Here is a 21418-nt window from a genome sequence, read left to right on the forward strand (position 1 = left end):
GGCCGTATAAATCAAGTATTTCGATTTCTCCCGCCTCAAAGAATAAATCTTGTACAAAATAAATAAATTTAAAGCAATAAATAATAGAGACAAAATCTTTCCTCCAAAATCAATCCTAACAGTGGGCAGTCAGGCATATACCTCATATTTATTTTCGATTCGAGATAACAAACTTATCAATAAATAGCAATTGATATAAGGCAAGTACAAATCCCCAGAAACTACCACGAAGAGAGATTTCTTGATGATTGAGAGGAAACAAATCATGGTTACCTATATAGAGGCAGGTCAAAATGACAAATAAAATCCAAAATAAATCTGTCCATCTATATTTTGAAAAATATTTTTTCCACATAAAAACACCTTCTTTCCTACAATCATATTATAATACTTTATGTAAGCGAATACAAGGAATGTGAGGTAATCAACTACAAAGAAACATGAGGTTGAAAGAGAGTAAAAAGCAGTATTTCTAAGCCTTAACTGTATCTATGATTTCTCTTCTTTTAAGACATGATTGAGCCAAATCCACAGTATTCAAAAAAAAAGCGAATTTCAATCGAAATTCGCTTTTTACAAATCTTATTCGTATAAACTTGTATCTTAATTCAAGTGCCAGATATCTTCGTTGTACTGAGCGATTGTACGGTCAGATGAGAAGAATCCTGCTTTAGAAATGTTAACGATGACTTTATCCAACCATGCGTCACGGTCTTCGTAGTCAGCAAGCATTTGCTCTTTCACTTTGATGTAGTCTTCCAAGTCAAGAAGAGTCATGAACCAGTCTTTGTTGATCAATTCATTGTAAAGACGTTCCAAGCGCTCTTTGTTTCCAGCTGCAAGAACTGCATCGCTAACGATGAAGTCAACCAATGGTTTGATAGCTTTACGAGCGTAGAATTCGCTTGATTTGTAAGCTGCTTTTGCGTAAAGGTCGATAACAGTTTCTGAATCTTCACCGAAGATGTAGATGTTTTCATCGCCAACCAACTCAGCGATTTCCACGTTAGCACCGTCCATAGTACCAAGAGTCAAAGCTCCGTTCAACATGAATTTCATGTTACCAGTACCTGAAGCTTCTTTAGAAGCAAGTGAGATTTGTTCTGAGATATCACATGCTGGGATAAGGAAGCTTGCTGCAGTAACGTTGTAGTTTTCAACCATAACGACTTGCAAGTGTGGAGCTACTGCTGGATCGTTAGCAATAACTTCTGACATGCAAAGTATCAAGTGGATGATGTCTTGAGCGATTGTGTAGGCTGGAGCTGCTTTACCACCAAAGAAGATTGTGATTGGACGAGCAGGAATGTTACCAGCTTTGATGTCAAGGTATTTGTGGATCACGTACAAAGCGTTCATTTGTTGGCGTTTGTACTCGTGAAGACGTTTGATTTGGATGTCAAAGATAGAGTTTGGATTGATTTCCACACCTTGGTGTTCTTTCAAGTGACGAGCCAATTTACGTTTGTTGTGAGCCTTGATGCTTTCCAATTTTTCTTTGACAGCTGCTTTGTCTTCGTATGACAAGAGTTTCTCAAGCTCATCTGCTTCATGGTGCCAACCTTCTCCAAGAATCTCATCCAAGTAGTGAGACAAGCTTGGGTTAGCATGCATGAGCCAACGACGGAAAGTGATACCGTTTGTTTTGTTGTTGAATTTTTCTGGGTAAAGATCGTAGAAAGCTTTCAACTCAGAATTTTTCAAGATTTCAGTGTGAAGTGCTGCTACCCCGTTAACACTGTATCCGTAGTGGATATCCATGTGAGCCATGTGAACACGTCCGCTCTCATCGATAATTTGAACAGCTGGATCTTTCACTTCTGCTTTCACGCGACGGTCCAATTCTTCAATGATTGGTACCAAGTGAGGAACCACTTCTTGCAAGAATTCAAGAGGCCATTTTTCAAGGGCTTCAGCAAGGATTGTGTGGTTAGTGTAGGCAGTCATGCTACGAACAATTGAGATTGCTTCGTCAAGCTCGATACCACGTGCAGTCAAAAGGCGGATCAATTCAGGGATAACCATTGATGGGTGAGTATCGTTGATTTGTACAACTGCGTAGTCAGCAAGGTCATGCAAGTTGCTTCCTTTTTCGATTGCTTCGTCGATGATCAATTGCGCACCGTTTGAAACCATGAAGTATTGTTGGAAGATACGGAGCAATTCACCTTGACGGTCACTATCATCTGGGTAAAGGAAAAGAGTCAAGTTGCGAGCGATGTCCGTCTTATCAAAGTTGATACCATCTTCGATGATAGAAGAATCAACTGAATCCAAGTCAAACAAACGCAAGCGGTTCTTAGTTTCTGTCTTGTAACCAGGTACATCGATATCGTAAAGAGTTGATGTCAATGTGAAGTGAGCGAATGGCACTTGGTAGCTACGGCTTGAGCGAACCAACCAGTTTTGCTCTGTCAACCATGCATTTGGAATTGTTTCTTGTTGGTTGTTTTTAAGAACTTGTTGGAAAAGACCGTAGTGGTAGTTAAGACCAACACCGTCACCGTTCAAACCAAGAGTAGCAATTGAGTCGATAAAGCAGGCAGCCAAACGTCCCAAACCACCATTACCAAGAGAGGGTTCTAATTCAACTTCTTCAACTTCGATTAAGTCTTTACCTGCAGCAGCAAGTTCTTTTTTAACATCGTCGTAAAGACCAAGGTTGATCAAGTTGTTTGACAAGAGTTTACCAATCAAGAACTCAGCTGAGATGTAGTAAACTTTTTTCTTACCAGTGTTAACTGGTTTTTGGCTGCTTGCAAGCTTGCTGTAGTTAAGAAGAGCCAGGTAAAGCTCTTCATTGCTACATTCTGCAATGGTTTTATTGTAACGATTTTGTACAAATTCTTGTAGTGATAACATGTTTAAGGTGTCTCCTGATATTGTATTATTTCTTTAAATCTACCAAATTTTCATTGATTCGGCGATAGATTGTTGTCAAGTCAAGCAAGCCTTCCTCGACAGCTGGTGTCAATTGATCTTCAGTCATACGCCAAGACCAGTTTCCACCAAGGGTAGATGGGAAGTTCATACGAGCCGCCTCATCCAATTCTAGCAAATCTTGCATAGTTGCAATTGCCATGAAGCTAACTGATGAAAAGACTGTACGAAGCATAGCGTGTGGCACTGTTTCGTATTCTTTACGGTTAGTGTAGCGAGCCATGTACTCACGAGTCGCATCATCGATCTCGTTACGGTACCAACCAAGGACCGTATTGTTATCGTGTGTTCCTGTGTACATAACTGAGTTAGCAGGTGCCAAGTGTGGGCTATCGATACTTTCATCTTCTGGGTTGAAAGCAAATTGAAGAATCTTCATTCCTGGGAAGCCAGTACGTTCACGCAATTCGATAACTTCGTCTGTCATGAAACCAAGGTCTTCTGCGATGATGTTTAGCTCACCAAGCTCTTCCTTAACGGCTGCAAAAAGCTTGTAGCCAGGACCTTTCACCCACTCACCAGGTGCTGCTGTATCAGAACCAGCAGGGATTTCCCAGTAAGATTCGAAACCACGGAAGTGGTCGATACGAACGATGTCGTAGATTTTGAAGCTTTCACGCAAGCGTTCAATCCACCATTTGTAGCCGTCTTTGTCCATTGCTTCCCAGTCATAGATTGGGTTACCCCAAAGCTGACCAGTTGCAGAAAACTCATCTGGTGGGCATCCTGCGATGCAAGTTGCCTTACCGTTGACATCTGTCTTGAAGAGATGTGGATTTGCCCACATATCGCTTGAATCTTCCGCTACATAGATTGGCATGTCCCCAACGATTTCGATGTGGTTGTCGTTAGCGTAAGCTTTCAATTTCAACCATTGTTGGAAGAAGAAGTATTGAGTCACACGGTGGTAAACCAACTTGTCTGCCAATTGCTCACGGTAGCTTTCAAGTGCTGAAGCTTTACGAGCACGAGCATCTGCATCTGGCCATTCAGTCCAAGCAAGATTGTCAAAATGCTCTTTAATAGCCATATACTCTGCAAAGAGTTCAAGCCATGATTGGTTGTCTTGAGCGAATTTCTCAAAATCCTTAACATCTCCTACTTCCAAGAAACGTTTTACCGCTTTTTCTAAAAGAGGACGACGTGCATAGTAGATTTTCGCATAATCAACTTCAGACGCATCACTACCAAAGTCAACTCCTTCAAGGTCACTTGCTTGCAACAAGCCTTGTTTCACCAAGATATCTAAATCGATAAAATGAGTGTTCCCTGCGAAGGCTGAGAAAGATTGGTAAGGAGAGTCTCCGTAACTAGTTGTTCCTAGTGGAAGGATTTGCCAGTAACGTTGTTTTGTGCGAACCAAGAAATCAACGAAGTCGTAAGCACTTTTACCAAATGATCCGATTCCGTATGCCCCTGGAAGAGAAGAAATGTGCATCAACACACCACTTTGACGTTTTTTCATAATAAGCACCTCATGTGTTTATAGTTAGATATTACATTTTTATGAACGCAAACGTTTGCGCTATTACTAGTATAACTCATTTCCTTGATAAATGCAAGCGGTTTTAAATAACTTTTTTGATTATTTTTTTAAATTTTTTCTTCTTACTTGTATATATATCCTTTCAGGAAACAAACAAAATAGGAATAAGGGTTTCACTTATCTTATTAAGCAAAAATAAAGTGAGAGTCCTCTCTGCTTTCCATTTGTAAATTAGGCAATCGTTTTCTCAACTTTTTTAAATTTAAAACAAAACCGATTTTTGAGATTTTCTACTATTATATAACGATGAAGCGGTTACTTTTTTTACAATTTTTTTAAAAATTTTTACAAAAAACACTTGCAACCGCTTTCTGATTGTGCTATACTAGTCACATAAAGGAAAACGTTTGCGTTTCCTCATTATAAAATTTGTTATTCTTTAGGAGGAATACACTATGTCATCTAAATTCATGAAGAGCGCTGCTGTGCTTGGAACTGCTACACTTGCTAGCTTGCTTTTGGTAGCTTGCGGAAGCAAAACTGCTGATAAGCCTGCTGATTCTGGTTCATCTGAAGCGAAAGAACTCACTTTCTACGTTGAAGACCAATATAAAGCCTTTGCTGAATCAGCTGCAAAAGCTTACGAAAAAGAAGCTGGCGTAAAAGTTACCATCAAAACAGGAGACCAAATGGGTGGGCTTGACAAACTTTCTCTTGACAACCAATCAGGTCAAGCTGCTGACGTTATGATGGCTCCATACGACCGTGTAGGTAGCCTTGGTACTGACGGACAACTTTCAGAAGTTAAATTGAGCGACGGCGCTAAAACAGATGATAAAACTAAATCTCTTGTAACAGCTGCTGATGGTAAAGTTTACGGTGCTCCTGCTGTTATCGAGTCACTTGTTATGTACTACAACAAAGACTTGGTAAAAGAAGCTCCAAAAACTTTTGCTGACTTAGAAAACCTTGCTAAAGATAGCAAATATGCCTTCGCTGGAGAAGATGGAAAAACTTCTGCTTTCCTAGCTGACTGGACAAACTTCTACTATGCATATGGACTTCTTGCTGGTAACGGTGCTTACGTATTCGGACAAAACGGTAAAGACGCTAAAGATATCGGTCTTGCAAACGACGGTTCTATCGCAGGTATCAACTACGCTAAATCTTGGTATGAAAAATGGCCTAAAGGTATGCAAGATACTGAAGGTGCTGGCAACTTAATCCAAACTCAATTCCAAGAAGGTAAAACAGCTGCTATCATCGACGGACCTTGGAAAGCTCAAGCCTTTAAAGATGCTAAAGTAAACTACGGTGTTGCAACTATCCCAACTCTTCCAAATGGAAAAGAATATGCTGCATTCGGTGGTGGTAAAGCTTGGATCATCCCATCAAGCACTAAGAACCTTGAAGGCGCTCAAAAATTTGTAGACTTCCTTGTTTCAACTGAAGAACAAAAAGCCTTCTACGATACAACTAACGAAATCCCAGCTAACACTGAAGCTCGTACATATGCTGAAGGTAAAAATGATGAGTTGACAACAGCTGTTATCAAACAGTTCAAGAACGCTCAACCAATGCCAAACATTTCTCAAATGTCTGCAGTTTGGGATCCAGCGAAAACTATGCTCTTTGATGCTGTAAGTGGTAAGAAAGATGCGAAAACAGCTGCTAACGACGCTGTAACATTGATCAAAGAAACAATCAAACAAAAATTTGGTGAATAAAAAATTTGTTCAAGGGGGGTGGAAATCAAATCCCCCTTTGAATTTATCAATCAAAAACATATATAGTTTAGGTTTTAATTAGAAACCAGTATCCTATGAAAGGAGTTATTATGGAAAAGCAACAACCTAGTAAAGCAGCTCTGCTGTCTATCATTCCTGGGTTAGGACAGATTTACAATAAACAAAAAGCCAAAGGTTTTATCTTCCTTGGTGTAACCATCGTATTCGTCCTTTACTTCCTAGCACTTGCAGCCCCTGAATTGAGCAATCTCATCACTCTTGGTGACAAACCAGGTCGTGATAATTCCCTCTTTATGCTGATTCGTGGTGCCTTCCATTTAATCTTTGTAGTTGTTTATGTACTCTTTTATTTCGCAAATATCAAAGACGCACATACAACTGCCAAACACATTAACAATGGCATACCAGTAGCACTTACCTTTAAAGAAATGGTCAAAGGAATCTATGAAAATGGCTTCCCTTACCTCTTAATCATTCCATCTTACATTGCCATGACTTTTGCGATTATCTTCCCAGTTATCGTAACCTTGATGATCGCCTTTACCAACTACGACTTCCAACACTTGCCACCAAACAAATTGTTGGACTGGGTTGGTTTGACCAACTTTACAAACATTTGGAGCTTGAGTACCTTCCGTTCTGCCTTTGGTGCCGTCCTTTCTTGGACTATCATCTGGGCTTTATCTGCCTCAACTTTACAGATCGTCATTGGTATCTTCACAGCTATCATTGCTAACCAACCATTTATCAAAGGAAAACGTATCTTCGGTGTTATTTTCCTTCTTCCTTGGGCTGTCCCAGCCTTCATCACTATCTTGACATTCTCAAACATGTTTAACGATAGTGTTGGTGCTATCAACACTCAAGTATTGCCAATCTTGGCTAAATTCCTTCCTTTCCTTGATGGTGCTCTTATTCCTTGGAAAACAGACCCAACTTGGACTAAGATTGCCTTGATTATGATGCAAGGTTGGCTTGGATTCCCATATATCTACGTTTTGACCTTGGGTATCTTGCAATCTATTCCTAACGACCTTTACGAAGCAGCTTATATTGACGGTGCTAATGCTTGGCAAAAATTCCGCAACATCACTTTCCCAATGATCTTGGCTGTTGCTGCACCTACTTTGATTAGCCAATACACCTTCAACTTTAACAACTTCTCTATCATGTACCTCTTCAATGGTGGAGGTCCTGGTAGTGTCGGAGGGGGAGCTGGTTCAACTGATATCTTGATCTCATGGATCTACCGTTTGACAACAGGTACATCTCCTCAATACTCAATGGCGGCAGCTGTTACCTTGATTATCTCTATCATTGTCATCTCAATCTCTATGATCGCATTCAAGAAACTACACGCATTTGATATGGAGGACGTCTAAGATGAATAACTCAATTAAACTCAAACGTAGACTGACTCAAACCCTTACTTACCTCTACTTGATTGGTCTATCAATCGTGATTATCTATCCACTGTTGATTACCATCATGTCAGCCTTTAAAGCAGGTAACGTCGCAGCCTTTAAACTTGATACTAACATCGACTTCAATTTTGATAACTTTAAAGGACTCTTTACTGAAACTCTATACGGTACTTGGTATCTCAATACCTTGATCATCGCCTTGGTTACCATGGCGGTTCAAACAAGTATCATCGTACTTGCTGGTTATGCCTACAGCCGTTACAACTTCTTGGCTCGTAAACAAAGTTTGGTCTTCTTCTTGATTATCCAAATGGTGCCAACCATGGCCGCTTTGACAGCCTTCTTCGTTATGGCGCTTATGTTGAATGCCCTTAACCACAGCTGGTTCCTCATCTTCCTATACGTTGGTGGTGGTATCCCGATGAATGCTTGGCTCATGAAAGGCTACTTCGATACAGTGCCAATGTCTCTAGACGAATCTGCAAAACTAGACGGTGCAGGACACTTCCGTCGCTTCTGGCAAATTGTTCTTCCACTTGTTCGCCCAATGGTTGCCGTACAAGCTCTCTGGGCCTTCATGGGACCTTTCGGGGACTACATCCTCTCTAGTTTCTTGCTTCGTGAGAAAGAATACTTTACTGTTGCCGTTGGTCTCCAAACCTTCGTCAACAATGCGAAGAACTTGAAGATTGCCTACTTCTCAGCAGGTGCTATCCTCATCGCCCTTCCAATCTGTATTCTCTTCTTCTTCCTACAAAAGAACTTTGTTTCAGGACTTACAAGTGGTGGCGACAAGGGATAATATATCCCCGCCACCCTTTTCTTATTGCTACAAAATATATACTAACAACAAGCAATTTATCCCCTAGACTTGAAATAAAGCACATTTCTCTATATAATAATACTCATATAGAAAACACCTTTTAGAAAGATACCTATGCTTCCATATCCATTTTCCTATTTTTCAAGTATTTGGGGATTTCGTAAGCCCCTGTCCAAACGTTTCGGACTCAACTGGTTTCAGCTTCTCTTTACCAGTATCTTCCTTATCAGCTTGTCTATGGTACCCATTGCCATCCAAAACAGTTCACAAGATACTTATCCGCTAGAAACCTTTATCGATAATGTCTATGAACCATTGACAGATGAGGTTGTCCAGAATCTCTCTGAACATGCTACAATTGTTGATGGCAAATTAACTTATACAGGAACAGCTAGTCAAGCGCCTTCTATTGTGATCGGTCCAAGTCAAAGCAAGGAATTACCTAAGGACTTGCAACTGCATTTCGATACGAATGAGCTCGTCATCAGCAAGGAAAGTAAAGAGCTGACCCGTATCTCTTACCGAGCGATTCAGACTGAGAGTTTCAAAAACAAAGACAGCTTGACCCAAGCCATTTCTAAAGACTGGTACCAGCAAAATCGTGTCTATATCAGTCTCTTCCTAGTTCTCGGTGCTAGCTTCCTCTTTGGTTTGAATTTCTTCATTGTCTCTCTAGGAGCGAGTCTTCTCCTTTATATCACTAAGAAATCACGCCTCTTTTCATTTAGGACCTTTAAAGAGTGCTACCATTTTATCTTGAACTGTTTAGGATTACCAACTCTGATTACGCTTATTTTGGGCTTATTCGGCCAAAATATGACAACTCTGATTACTGTACAAAACATTCTTTTTGTTCTGTATCTGGTCACTATCTTTTATAAAACGCATTTCCGTGATCCAGATTACCATAAATAGGAGATTTTTATGCCCGTTACGATTAAAGACGTGGCCAAGGCTGCTGGTGTTTCGCCTTCAACCGTAACCCGTGTTATTCAAAATAAATCAACCATTAGCGACGAAACAAAAAAACGCGTTCGCAAGGCTATGAAGGAGCTCAATTACCATCCCAACCTCAACGCTCGTAGTTTGGTAAGCAGTTATACCCAAGTTATCGGCTTGGTCCTTCCTGACGATTCAGACGCCTTCTATCAAAATCCTTTCTTCCCATCTGTCCTCCGTGGTATCGCCCAAGTCGCATCTGAAAACCACTACGCTATTCAGATTGCAACAGGTAAAGATGAAAAAGAGCGCCTTAAAGCTATTTCACAGATGGTTTACGGTAAACGTGTGGATGGTTTGATTTTCCTTTATGCCGAAGAGGAGGATCCCTTGGTCAAACTGGTCGCTGATGAGCAATTCCCCTTCCTCATCCTAGGAAAATCCATTTCACCCTTTATCCCTCTTGTCGATAATGACAATGTCCAAGCTGGTTTTGATGCAACAGAATATTTCATCAAAAAAGGCTGCAAACGAATTGCCTTCATTGGAGGGACTAAGCGACTCTTCGTAACGCAAGACCGTTTAACAGGCTATGAGTCAGCACTCAAGCAATACCAACTGCCTATTGACGAAAATTTGACCTATTTTGCAACGGAGTTCTTAGAAGAAAAAGGGTATCAATTTAGTAAACTCCTCTTTCAGCATGATCCACAGATTGATGCTATCATTACAACCGATAGTCTCCTAGCCGAAGGGGTCTGTGACTATATTGCCAAGCACCAACTGGATGTCCCTGTTCTCAGCTTTGACTCGGTCAATCCCAAGCTCAACTTGGCGGCCTATGTCGATATCAATAGCTTAGAACTTGGTCGTGTTTCTCTTGAAACTATCCTCCAGATTATCAACGATGCTAAAAGCAATAAGCAAATTTGTTATCGTCAGTTAATTGCCCATAAAATTATCGAAAAATAAAAACCAGCTCGCGCTGGTTTTTTAGTTACTAATTTTCTGTTTCAACGAATCGTCCCAGAATATGAACATTCTCAGATACAGAGACAAAGGCACCTGGATCCACCTGTTTCATAATCTGTTTAAATTCATTAAACTCTGCACGTGTAATGACAGTGATTAAAACTGCCTTTCTTTCGTGATTATAGGTTCCTTCTGCATCATGGATCATGGTTGCTCCGCGGTGCAATTTTTTATGGATTTTTTCAATTACCTTGTCTGGATGATTGGTCACAATCATGGCCTGCATGCGTTTTTGCTTGGTAAAGACAGCGTCTGTCACACGGCTAGAGACAAAGATGGTAATCATAGAGTAGAGAGCGTATTTCCAACCAAAGGTCAAGCCTGCTATCAGCATGATGGTCCCATTGACCAAGAACGAAATACTACCAACATTCTTACCTGTTTTCTTGCGAATGGTCAGGCTGACGATATCCGTTCCACCACTGGAGATATTGTTGCGAAGAGCAAAACCAATCCCCAAGCCCATAACAACACCTCCAAAAAGGGCATTGATAATGGGATCCTCCGTCAAGGTCGCCACAGGGACAAACTGGATAAAGAAGGAACTCATGGACACCGTGATAAAGGTAAAGATGGTGAACTTATGCCCAATCTGATACCAAGCCAAGACCATCAAAGGAAAATTAATGGCGTAAAAGGTCAGTGAAATCGGAATGTGAAAACCAAACCAGTGATTACTCAAGGCAGAGATAATCTGTGCCAGACCTGTCGCACCACTCGAATACACATGCCCTGGTTGGAAAAAGAAATTGACCGCTACTGCTGATAAAAAACCATAGACCAGAGAAGCCGAGATCTTCTCGTCATACTTTTCTCGAGAGATGCTTTGTAAGACACGTAAAATTTTTATCTGATGAGCAAAGCGACGCAGATAATAGCGCCACCGCTTAATTCGTTTTGCTTGTTTCATCTTCTTCTACTTGTAAGCTGAGTTCCTCTAGTTGTTTTAGAGCTACTGTTGAAGGAGCTTGTGTCATTGGATCAGTTGCCTTGTTATTCTTAGGGAAGGCAATGACTTCACGGATATTTTCTTCTCCTGCTAAGAGCATGACAAATCGGTCAAGCCCGATAGCCAAGCCACCGTGTGGTGGGAAACCATAGTCCATGGCTTCAAGAAGGAAACCAAACTGGTCATTTGCTTCTTCGGCTAAGAAACCAAGAGCCTTGAACATGCGTTCTTGAAGGTCTTTTTGATTGATACGAAGGCTACCACCACCAAGCTCATAACCGTTCAAGACGATATCGTAAGCAATGGCACGAACCTTAGCCAAGTCACCTTCTAATTCGTGAGCTGTTTCTTCCTGTGGAAGAGTAAACGGATGGTGGGCACTCATGTAACGGCCTTCTTCTTCAGACCATTCAAACATTGGCCAGTCAACCACCCAAAGGAAGTTGAATTTATCGCCATCAATCAAACCAAGCTCTTTGGCAATACGTCCACGAAGGGCACCGAGTGTTGCATTGGCCACTTCAAGCGTATCCGCCACAAAGAGAACGAGGTCCTTATCTTCAAGAGCAAGCGCTGTTGTCAATTCTGCTTGGATGCTAGTCAAGAACTTGGAAACTGGTCCGTTTAATTCTCCATCAACAACCTTGACCCAAGCAAGACCTTTGGCACCATATTGTTTGGCTACTTCCGTCATCTTGTCGATGTCTTTACGTGAATAGTTGTCCGCAGCTCCTTTGACTACAATTGCTTTTACAGCAGGTGCTTCTGAAAAGACTTTAAAGTCTACACCTTTGACCACTTCTGTCAAGTCCTGAAGCAACATGTCAAAACGGGTATCTGGCTTGTCAGAACCGTAAAGAGCCATAGCATCATCATACTTCATACGTGGGAAAGGCAGAGTGACTTCAATGCCTTTTGTTTCCTTCATGACACGCGCAATCAAGCCTTCTGTGATATCTTGGATTTCTTGCTCAGTAAGGAAAGATGTTTCCAAGTCGACCTGAGTGAACTCAGGCTGGCGGTCACCACGCAAGTCCTCGTCACGGAAACATTTGACGATTTGGTAATAACGATCAAATCCAGCATTCATCAAGAGTTGTTTCGTGATTTGTGGACTTTGAGGAAGCGCGTAAAAATGCCCTTTATTAACACGAGATGGCACCAAGTAGTCACGCGCCCCTTCAGGAGTTGACTTAGAAAGGAATGGTGTCTCCACGTCGATAAACTCCAACTCATCCAAGTAGTTGCGAATAGAGTGGGTCACCTTAGCACGAAGTTTAAGATTTTCCAACATTTCTGGACGACGAAGGTCAAGGTAACGGTAACGCAAACGCGTATCGTCATTTGCCTCAATGCCATCCTTAATCTCAAATGGGGTTGTTTTAGCTGTATTCAACACTGTCAAGGCTGTCACGTTTAACTCAACTGCACCAGTTGGCAACTTATCATTGGCTTGCTCACGCGCAGCGACCTGACCAGTCACCTCGATAACAAATTCGCTACGAAGGCTTTCAGCTGTTGCCATAACCTCTGCAGAAACTTTTTCAGGATTGATAACCAACTGCATGATTCCTTCACGGTCACGAAGATCGATAAAGATTAAACCACCAAGGTCACGACGACGGCCAACCCATCCTTTCAAGGTCATTTCTTGTCCGATGTGTTCCTCACGAACACGACCAGCATACATACTACGTTTCATGTTTTCTCTCCTCTTTTATTCTGTTACTATTTTACCATAAAAGCGCAGGCTCTTCATGAAAATCAGCAGAAAAGTTTGCCAGTCTTTAAAAATTAACGCCCATACAAAAATCCGATGAACTTCACCGGACTCTTTTATTTTGAATTTTTGCCTGCTTTACGCTTTTCAGCAATTTCAGCTGCCTTTCGAGGCAAGACAATTTCCGTTGTGTAAGCTGTCCCAAAACGCCAGATACCGGCAATAGGGGCAAAGACCACTGCTAGATGACTGTAGAAGAAATCTCCCTTGAAGGCATAAGATAGTGCCCCAATGATGAAAAATAGAACAACTGCTTGAATCACTGCTAATAAAATTACTCGTTTCATGTGACCTCCTGACTCTATTATAGCATGAGAATCATCAAAAAGCCGACTAAATTATTCAAAGCGTGGAGAGAAATACTGTAGACCAGACCTTTTCTGCTAATATAAGCCAAGCCCAAACTAAAACCAAGACTAAAATAGACAAAAAATTGTTGCACATCACTTGGGAAATGACCTAAGGCAAACAAAACACTGGATACCAGAAGAAAAATCAGAGTTTGTTTACTATTGTCCTGCTTAGGAAAGAGATAGCGTGCCAACATTCCTCTAAAGATAAGTTCTTCCGTCAAAGGAGCAAAAATAACGACCGCAAAGAATGAGAAAAGTGGTTGAGACAAGGTCAAGTCTATCGCTATTTGTTGATTTACTGAAGGGTCGTTTGGCAAGAAGAATTGAACGACAAGAGATAAAAACCAAACCAAGGCAGGGAGCCAAATAAATCGGTTAAATCCGCTCTTCTCAATATGAACAGGACCTTTCTGGTACCATTTGTAAATACCGTACACATAAACTCCAGCCAAGGCCACATAGAGTAGGGTAACAGCATAGGGTGAAGCACCTAAGGCAAGCGAAGTAGTCGCGAGCACCTGAATGAAGCCATAGATGAATAAAAAGGATAGAATGGCTAGAAGAAACCAGCCAAGGTTTTTAAGTAGTTTCATAAAGTTCTCCTATCTTGCTTTATAGCTATTTTTCAATACAAAGAGGTTCGCTATTCCTAACACAAGTATCCAGGCAAGTAACATACCAATATTAGAAAAAGATATTTCCCCACCTTTTTTATTTAAAAGATTTACAATTGGACCAACAAAAGAGTAATCCAACACTTTCTGAATCGTATCATTTTGAAGAGCAATCATGGGCAAAACAGAGACGATAAACATAGGAAAGATACTATAAACTTGCGCTTTAGACTGAGTATCTGACACCGCACCGATTAGAAGGTTGAGAAAAATAACACTAATAGTTGCTAGAATCAAATAGATAACATAGGCAACTAAATAACCCGATACATCTACTTTAAGATAGACTGGTAGTAAAATCATTCCAAGCAACATAATCAACAAAGGGAGGACGAGCATACTAATAGTATATTCTGTTGCTGTCACACCACTTAGGATGAGTGATTTAAGATTGCGCTTTTCCTTATCTTCTGCCATCATAATCGATACCATATAACCACTTCCCATGCTCAAGACCATGGTCAAACTCATAGAAAGGAGAAACGTACTCAATTCTCCATTCTTATTCATGAATGCATTATATAGAACAGCCAGTCCAAAAGGCAACAATAGAGTCGCCAACAAAGTTGAATTGCTAATAAGAACTTGCACTCTTAACCATAGTAGGGCATTTAATTTTCTAAACATCTAACTTTTCTCCTGTCAATCTGATAAAGATTTCTTCTAGTGTTGGCTCACAAGAGTGAACCAACATCAAATCTGTCGTGTCTAAATGTGGCAATTCTTCAAATGGAACGATCTGTTCTCGTCCATCGTTATAAACCACACGTACTTTCTTATCCACATGGTACTTCTGGATAATATCTTGCGGACTTCCATACTCTATTAAGTTCCCCTTATTCAAAAGAGATAAGCGATCACAAAGCAGAGTTGCTTCATGCATATCATGCGTGGTCAAAAAGATAGTTGTCCCCGCCTGCTTTAATTCTTGAAGTAGGGTATGAATCATCTTAGATGTTGTAGGGTCTAAGCCACTGGTTGGCTCATCTAGAAAGAGAATCTTAGGAGCATTCAGAAGGGCACGAGCCAAGAACATTCGTTGTTTCATTCCAGTAGATAACTTTTCTGCGATAACATCTTTAGCATCTGCCAATCCAACCTGTTGGAGCACCTGATTTACTCTATCTGACTTGAGACCATATAGCTTAGCATAGATGAGCAGATTTTTGTAAAGACTCATCTTTTCATAAAAACCACTGCCATCACTAACAATACCAATTTGTTCCAAATCATTTGAAGTTAAATCTTGAGAATTCTTGCCTAACAAAATTGTGTTACCTTGATCTGCAGCCAACTGACCTGTTAAGACATTGATCATGGTTGTTTTACCTGAGCCAGAAGGTCCAAGAAAACCAAAGATTTCACCCTCCTTGATCTCAAAAGAAATCTGATGAAGAGCCTTTTTGCTCCCAAAACTTTTGCTTACATTTTCAACACGAATCATAGAAACTCCTTTATTTGAAATAACGTTTTACCATAGGTAACTGCATCACATTGATATAAATATGGATTGCTCCTACAAGCAAGAAGGCTAGTAACTGAATCTCTCCTGTCAGTAAGGAAAAGAGAGCGATCAGAAAGTACAAAGCTGGCAAGACATAGTTATTTAATTGGAATAAAATCCGAAAACTCTGTTCCAAATTAGCCTTGCGCTCCCCTTCATCATAAGAATCGAAATGGTCCAAGATATCCTTTGGTGTAGAGAAAAATACTAAATCAAACTGACGAACAATCGCAATGGTCTTAAAAAGATATTTTTGAGCATTTAAAACTAACACTAATCCCAAAAAGGAAAGGGATAAGGTTATATGGCTTATATCGAGTACAATTACTTCACTTCCTGAAATGAAGAGAGCCAATAAAATCGCTACGCTTGCACTATTAAAAGCAATAGTTCCAAACTCGAGATTCCGATACATCTGCACATAATAGGTTTCATTCAGATCATCATCCATTTCCTCTTGATACAAGGAGTGAAATTTTCTGCTTTTCTTTAAGAAATTGAATGTCAAAAAAATGCTAATGAAACCTAACACTAAACAAATAGCTGATATCCATGGTATCAAGACTTTTACATCTAACATAATTTCGTGGGATTCGGTAGCAGCCTTAAACATCCCTACAAAACCGCCCAAGAAACCTCCCAAGACAACAGACATTAAAAACAACAATCCACGTTTCCTTTTCTTTTCCATATTCATTCTCCTTTTTCACTTGCTAGATTGTTTGCTTTCTTTTCAATCCAGTCAACGACTGGGATAAGAGCAAAGTAGGCCCAAATAAATTGGTCGCTTTGATATGGATTAAACCAGCCTAGGTCCATCCCAATCAGTAGAAATACGCTGACTAATAGAGCTATGGCAACTACATAATAAATCACTTTATACTTGTTCATCACTCATCCTCCTCCAAGCGAAATACCGATTCAACTGTTTCGTTGAAAATCTGAGATATTTTCAAGGCAATCACAATGGACGGGGTGTATTCGTCCCGTTCTAATAGGCTAATGGTCTGTCTGGAAACCCCTGCTAACTTGGCCAGGTCGGTTTGATTGAGACCATCGCGAGCCCGAAGCTCTTTTAGACGATTTTTTAGTTGCATGTTACACACCTACTCTCCGTCAAATTCAACGGTTTGGATATCCTCAATACGTTGCAACTTGAATTTTTCTTTCCCCTTTTTATCAACGCTACGTAGTTTGACCCATTCCTCGTCAACATCCACAACTTCCCAGTTATCTGGCCCAATATACACTCCCGTTATAATTGGTTTCTTTCCAATCATTTCTTGCAATAATCTTGACATTTCTATATTTCCTTTCTCTTTTCGCTCAAGCTTTTTGATTTTATTCTCTAGTTTCTTGATTTTTTTAGAATTATTAGAATAAAAGAAAATCATAAATAGTATAAATACTACTACCCACATCATAGCTCCTTTCTGCTTCCTATTTCTTAACTTGAATTCATTGTAACACATCTTTTTCTTTTTGACAAGCATATTTGTCAAAAAGTTTATTATTTTTGTCATTTTGCAAAAGAAAAAGGTCAGGAGTAAGTTCCTGACCAGTTTATCTATCATTAAAATCCTAGTTTTTCAAAGATTTCTGAGAAGTTTTGGCTGATAGCCTCAAGTGACACTTGCACTTCTTCTCGGGTTTGGTTGTTCTTGACCGTCACTTGTCCGCTTTCGACTTCGCTCTCGCCTAGAGTGATGAGGGTCTTAGCCGCAAAGACATCGGCTGACTTGAACTGAGCTTTGAGCTTACGGTTGAGGTAATCACGCTCTGCTTTGAAACCTTGTTGGCGAAGGGCTTGCACCAACTCCAAGGCCTTGACATTTGCTCCATCACCCAAGACTGCGATATAGACATCTAGGGCGTTTTCGATAGGGAGGGCCACACCTTGCTTTTCAAGGATGAGAAGCAGGCGCTCTACACCAAGTCCAAAACCAAATCCAGCAGTTTCAGGGCCTCCAAAGTAAGAAACCAAACCATCGTAACGACCACCCGCACAGACTGTCAGGTCATTTCCCTCAATCTCAGTGATAAACTCAAAAATGGTGTGGTTGTAGTAGTCCAGACCACGCACCATATTGGTATCGATGATATAGTCTACACCCAGATTTTCCAACATCTGACGCACAGCATCAAAATGAGCTTGGCTTTCTTCATCAAGGAAATCCAAGATAGATGGTGCATTCTCCACTGCCACCTTGTCTTCTTTTTCCTTAGAGTCCAAGACACGGAGAGGATTTTCCTCCAAGCGACGTTGGCTATCCTTAGATAAGGTCTCCTTGAGCGGTGTCAAATAGTCAATCAAGGCCTGACGGTAGGCTGCACGGCTCTCAGGATTGCCAAGCGTGTTGAGGTGCAATTTAACATCTTGGATGCCGATTTCTTTCAAGAAATGAGCTGCCATAGCGATTGTTTCCACATCGGTAGCTGGATTGCTAGAGCCAAAGCACTCAACACCAATCTGGTGGAACTGGCGCAAACGCCCTGCCTGTGGACGCTCATAGCGGAACATAGGGCCCATGTAGTAGAACTTACTTGGCTTTTGCACTTCTGGGGCGAAGAGTTTATTTTCCACATAGGAACGGACAACTGGCGCAGTTCCTTCTGGACGGAGGGTAATATGGCGGTCACCCTTGTCATAGAAGTCATACATTTCCTTGGTCACGATATCCGTTGTATCTCCGACAGAGCGACTGATAACCTCGTAGTGCTCAAAAATAGGCGTGCGCACTTCTGAGTAGTTATAGCGCTTGAAAATCTCACGGGCAAAGCCCTCAACGTACTGCCACTTGGCAGATTCAGCAGGTAAAATATCCTGCGTTCCTTTTGGTTTTTGTAATTTCATAGGGAATCCTCTTTAAACTTAATAGTCTTATTTTACCATAAATAAAGGGATTAAAACAGTGAGAAAAAATTTAGGATTTAGATATCATTTTTGAGATTAATAACTGTCAAAAGAATAGCCAGGAAGGAAAGACCAACAAATAGCATCCAAGTCAACTGTATATTCCATACGGCTACTAGTGAGAAACAAGCTGTTCCCACAGGTATGGATAAGGTAAACAATAAACCTAAAAAATTACTGGTACGAGCTAGAACTTCTGGAGCTAGATTTTTCATGAGCATGGCACTAATCTTTGGTTGAACTTTACCAGACATATACAGAGTTAAAAATAGAAATAGCAAACCAAGCACGACTTGATTGAATACATTAGCCAGACCAACTAGACTAAGTCCTACGGTCACCCACATCATCAATCTAGGCAAGGACTGCTTCCCAAAATAATCATTGCCCGTAAGGCTACTGATGATGACTGCTACTACAGCACCGACTTGACTGATAAATAATGCCTCTGTGTAAGAAAAATTCAAGAGAGAATGGCTCAAAAAGAAGATATTGTAGATGCCCCCTAAGGAACCACCCAAGGCATTGATAAGCAAGACAGCAAAGATCATGAATCCAAAGTTTTTCTGTCCACCTTTAAGAAAAACGAGACGTAAATTTCGATAAATCGTTAGGAACTGCTCTTTGATCGGAAGCTTCTCATTTTTTAGAATTTCACCATCAGCAGATGACATTGACAGTCTCAATTTGCTTTTTCCTAAAAAGAGGATAACGGCTGATACTAGGAAAAAACAGGCATTGATTCCCGCAACGAGAGAAAAATTATTGACCGATAACCCTAAGAGCCACACTCCAAAAGCTTGACCACCAATAGCTGAAATATAGGTGATGAACTGGGAAAAAGAATAAGCCTCCATCAGATCATCTTCAGCTACTTTTTCCTTAATGAGAGGCATGCGCAAACCACCAGCAAAATCACTGATGACATCACTAATGACATTGATTAAACACAGGCTAGAAAAGGCAAAGAGAGTAGCTTGCTGAACAACTAGAGCTGCTAGAAAAAATAAAACTGCCTGAAACAAACCGCTATAGACCATCCATTTGACCTTGTCCCTCGTGTAATCTGCCCGAATCCCTACAAAAACTGTAAAGAGAGTCGGAAGAAGCATGACAATATTCGCCATAGCAACCGCAAAAGATGCTTGTGGCAAGGTCGATGCATAGACGATAAATACCAGATTGAAAATCGAAGCACCAAAAGCATTGAAGAAGCGTGACAAAGTCAAGAGTCGATAAGCTTGATTTCTAAACAATAGTTTCATAGGTAATCCCCCTTCTTGTTATAATTCCTATATGAAGTATGACAATAGTATAGCACTTAGAAATTGAAAAGGAAAACTTTTGAATATATGCAACACACAAAATAAGCAAAAAAACGATAGAACTTCTTTGATAACCTGAGAGAGGGTAAGAGTTCTATCGCTTAAAATTTCAAATTATTTTCTTAGTTTGCAGATATTCAACAATCGGTCGTATTTCTATAGTATTCGGCAGATTTGTTGCAACCAAGCATCTCAAAAATATGGACAGCATCCTCCATCTTTTTCTGACCTTCCTTGACTCTGCCCTGCTTGCTATCAAGGAGACCTTCCGCCCACAAATAGACAATTCGGAAATAGGTCTCATTTTCCTTGTAGAAATGCTCTTTGATGACACGTTTAAAATAAGAGGCATTGGTAAATTCTTCACATTCAATGCTAGCTAAAAAACCATTCAATAGCATGGTGTGAAAAAGGTTTCGGTTTCCAGACATTTCCATTAGAAAATCAGATTTGCGGACCATTTCTCGTACATACCTAGTAAAAAGAGAAACAGATAAGAACGGAGAACTGACTGAGAACAAATTGAGTTCATAGATTCCCCAAATCTCAGTAGAAAACAAGTAGTCATGAAGGACTTTCCCTTCCTCTGCCGTTAACTCTACCGTTTCATCCATGCCCTTCATATAAGACTTGATAATAATGGCATTTAGAATATGTTTCTGTTTGTTTTGAGAATTGGCATACTTTTGATACTCCTGGCGATACAAATCCTCAAGAGGTGCTATATTCTTTAGGTCCAAGACATCTGTGATTTCTTTTCTCAACTCAGAATCTGTATCATACTGAAAACCTCTAGCCAGAAAGAGAATTTCCTCTACACTGGCAGATATATTTCCCAGAGCAAATAGAAACTTTTCCACCGAAAGCTCACTCTGACCAGTTTCAAATCGGGACAACATAGACGGAGAAAATTGTCCCCCAGTTGCTTGTCTCAGCGAGATATTTCTTGACTCTCGTAATTGTCTAAAGACTTTTCCAATCTGCTCCATAGACTTCTCCTTAATTCGGTGTTTTATTTATGTTATCATATTTTTTCAGAAAATTCATCAAAAACTTGCCAAATTGTCAGAATTATGAGAAAATAGAGGATATTTATCAGGTGGAGGGACTGCTATGAGAGACGATATTAAAATCAATGACCGCGCTTTGGCTTTACAAGACCAAATTATCGAAAAACTAGAGAAGGTTTTTGATACAGATGTGGAATTGGATGTTTACAATCTAGGATTGATTTATGAAATCAATCTGGACGAAACAGGTCTCTGCAAGATTGTCATGACCTTCACTGACACTGCCTGTGATTGCGCTGAAAGTTTGCCTATTGAAATCGTGGCAGGTCTGAAACAAATCGAGGGTATCGAAGATGTCAAGGTTGAAGTTACATGGTCGCCTGCCTGGAAGATTACACGAATCAGTCGCTACGGCCGTATTGCCCTTGGACTGCCACCTCGTTAATACTCTTCAAAAATCTCTTCAAACCACGTCAGCGTCGGCTTGTCGTAGTACGGTTACTGACTTCGTCAGTTC

The 21418-nt window shown here is 40.5% G+C and carries 22 protein-coding genes; 6 read left to right on the forward strand and 16 right to left on the reverse strand.

Going from position 1 to position 21418, the window contains the following annotated elements; genetic code table 11:
• Positions 1-148 precede the first annotated feature (148 nt).
• The 3 genes from N8O43_RS08455 to malQ all read right to left on the reverse strand — a co-directional run bounded on the left by N8O43_RS08455 (position 149) and on the right by malQ (position 4405).
• Complete coding sequence (locus N8O43_RS08455) at positions 149-355, reverse strand: hypothetical protein (RefSeq protein ID WP_125420785.1); 207 nt, start codon at positions 353-355, stop codon at positions 149-151.
• Between the two features lie 248 nt (positions 356-603).
• Positions 604-2862 carry a glycogen/starch/alpha-glucan family phosphorylase gene (gene glgP, locus N8O43_RS08460; protein WP_125443453.1) on the reverse strand — a complete coding sequence of 753 codons (2259 nt, stop codon included), beginning with the start codon at positions 2860-2862 and terminating at the stop codon, positions 604-606.
• 25 nt (positions 2863-2887) lie between these two features.
• Positions 2888-4405 (reverse strand): 4-alpha-glucanotransferase, encoded by a 1518-nt coding sequence (gene malQ, locus N8O43_RS08465; RefSeq protein ID WP_125443454.1) that lies wholly within the window; start codon positions 4403-4405, stop codon positions 2888-2890.
• Positions 4406-4881: 476 nt separating this feature from the next.
• Here malQ and N8O43_RS08470 point away from each other — a divergent pair, with 476 nt between their 5' ends.
• The 5 genes from N8O43_RS08470 (at position 4882) to N8O43_RS08490 (ending at position 10332) form a co-directional block, all read left to right on the forward strand.
• Complete coding sequence (locus tag N8O43_RS08470) at positions 4882-6153, forward strand: extracellular solute-binding protein (protein WP_023947615.1); 1272 nt, start codon at positions 4882-4884, stop codon at positions 6151-6153.
• A gap of 110 nt (positions 6154-6263) precedes the next feature.
• Positions 6264-7556 carry a sugar ABC transporter permease gene (locus N8O43_RS08475; protein WP_031237127.1) on the forward strand — a complete coding sequence of 431 codons (1293 nt, stop codon included), beginning with the start codon at positions 6264-6266 and terminating at the stop codon, positions 7554-7556.
• Position 7557: 1 nt separating this feature from the next.
• Positions 7558-8400 (forward strand): sugar ABC transporter permease, encoded by an 843-nt coding sequence (locus N8O43_RS08480; RefSeq protein ID WP_001065642.1) that lies wholly within the window; start codon positions 7558-7560, stop codon positions 8398-8400.
• A gap of 135 nt (positions 8401-8535) precedes the next feature.
• Complete coding sequence (locus N8O43_RS08485) at positions 8536-9336, forward strand: DUF1189 domain-containing protein (RefSeq protein ID WP_261090069.1); 801 nt, start codon at positions 8536-8538, stop codon at positions 9334-9336.
• Between the two features lie 9 nt (positions 9337-9345).
• Positions 9346-10332, forward strand: a complete 987-nt coding sequence (locus N8O43_RS08490) for a LacI family DNA-binding transcriptional regulator (protein ID WP_001145421.1) — start codon at positions 9346-9348, stop codon at positions 10330-10332.
• A 28-nt stretch (positions 10333-10360) separates the two neighbouring features.
• Here the strand turns inward: N8O43_RS08490 and N8O43_RS08495 are convergent, their stop codons facing one another.
• The 13 genes from N8O43_RS08495 to N8O43_RS08555 form a co-directional block, all read right to left on the reverse strand.
• Positions 10361-11302: a YitT family protein gene (locus N8O43_RS08495; RefSeq protein ID WP_000806275.1), complete on the reverse strand. Its 942-nt coding sequence runs from the start codon at positions 11300-11302 to the stop codon at positions 10361-10363.
• Positions 11280-13043 carry an aspartate--tRNA ligase gene (gene aspS, locus N8O43_RS08500; RefSeq protein ID WP_000830916.1) on the reverse strand — a complete coding sequence of 588 codons (1764 nt, stop codon included), beginning with the start codon at positions 13041-13043 and terminating at the stop codon, positions 11280-11282. Before aspS ends, N8O43_RS08495 begins: the two co-directional genes overlap by 23 nt.
• A gap of 134 nt (positions 13044-13177) precedes the next feature.
• A complete protein-coding gene (locus tag N8O43_RS08505) occupies positions 13178-13408 on the reverse strand; it encodes a hypothetical protein (RefSeq protein ID WP_000832188.1) in 231 nt (76 codons plus the stop codon).
• A gap of 17 nt (positions 13409-13425) precedes the next feature.
• A complete protein-coding gene (locus tag N8O43_RS08510) occupies positions 13426-14067 on the reverse strand; it encodes a CPBP family intramembrane glutamic endopeptidase (protein ID WP_261090070.1) in 642 nt (213 codons plus the stop codon).
• A 9-nt stretch (positions 14068-14076) separates the two neighbouring features.
• Positions 14077-14775, reverse strand: a complete 699-nt coding sequence (locus tag N8O43_RS08515) for an ABC transporter permease (protein ID WP_261090071.1) — start codon at positions 14773-14775, stop codon at positions 14077-14079.
• Positions 14768-15592, reverse strand: coding sequence for an ABC transporter ATP-binding protein (locus tag N8O43_RS08520; protein ID WP_261090072.1), 825 nt, complete (start codon positions 15590-15592; stop codon positions 14768-14770). Before N8O43_RS08520 ends, N8O43_RS08515 begins: the two co-directional genes overlap by 8 nt.
• Positions 15593-15602: 10 nt before the next feature.
• Positions 15603-16343: a DUF3169 family protein gene (locus tag N8O43_RS08525; protein WP_042749833.1), complete on the reverse strand. Its 741-nt coding sequence runs from the start codon at positions 16341-16343 to the stop codon at positions 15603-15605.
• A 2-nt stretch (positions 16344-16345) separates the two neighbouring features.
• Positions 16346-16543 carry a hypothetical protein gene (locus N8O43_RS08530; protein ID WP_125451581.1) on the reverse strand — a complete coding sequence of 66 codons (198 nt, stop codon included), beginning with the start codon at positions 16541-16543 and terminating at the stop codon, positions 16346-16348.
• On the reverse strand, positions 16543-16749 hold the full coding sequence (locus N8O43_RS08535) for a helix-turn-helix transcriptional regulator (RefSeq protein ID WP_001176229.1): 207 nt from the start codon (positions 16747-16749) through the stop codon (positions 16543-16545). Before N8O43_RS08535 ends, N8O43_RS08530 begins: the two co-directional genes overlap by 1 nt.
• A 9-nt stretch (positions 16750-16758) precedes the next feature.
• A complete protein-coding gene (locus N8O43_RS08540; RefSeq protein ID WP_314726020.1) occupies positions 16759-17226 on the reverse strand; it encodes a hypothetical protein in 468 nt (155 codons plus the stop codon).
• Positions 17226-18506, reverse strand: a complete 1281-nt coding sequence (hisS, locus tag N8O43_RS08545; protein ID WP_261090073.1) for a histidine--tRNA ligase — start codon at positions 18504-18506, stop codon at positions 17226-17228. The genes N8O43_RS08540 and hisS overlap by 1 nt, the downstream gene beginning before the upstream one ends.
• 77 nt (positions 18507-18583) lie before the next feature.
• Positions 18584-19831, reverse strand: coding sequence for an MFS transporter (locus N8O43_RS08550; protein ID WP_000770640.1), 1248 nt, complete (start codon positions 19829-19831; stop codon positions 18584-18586).
• A gap of 197 nt (positions 19832-20028) precedes the next feature.
• A complete protein-coding gene (locus N8O43_RS08555; protein WP_261090074.1) occupies positions 20029-20880 on the reverse strand; it encodes a helix-turn-helix domain-containing protein in 852 nt (283 codons plus the stop codon).
• A gap of 124 nt (positions 20881-21004) precedes the next feature.
• On the opposite strand from N8O43_RS08555, the gene N8O43_RS08560 reads away from it, so the two are divergent.
• Entirely contained in the window at positions 21005-21346 is a 342-nt protein-coding gene (locus N8O43_RS08560) for a metal-sulfur cluster assembly factor (RefSeq protein ID WP_001204052.1), read from the forward strand.
• The last annotated feature ends 72 nt before the right edge of the window (positions 21347-21418 follow it).

The organism is Streptococcus mitis (assembly GCF_946190335.1).
GTDB lineage: Bacteria > Bacillota > Bacilli > Lactobacillales > Streptococcaceae > Streptococcus > Streptococcus mitis_CH.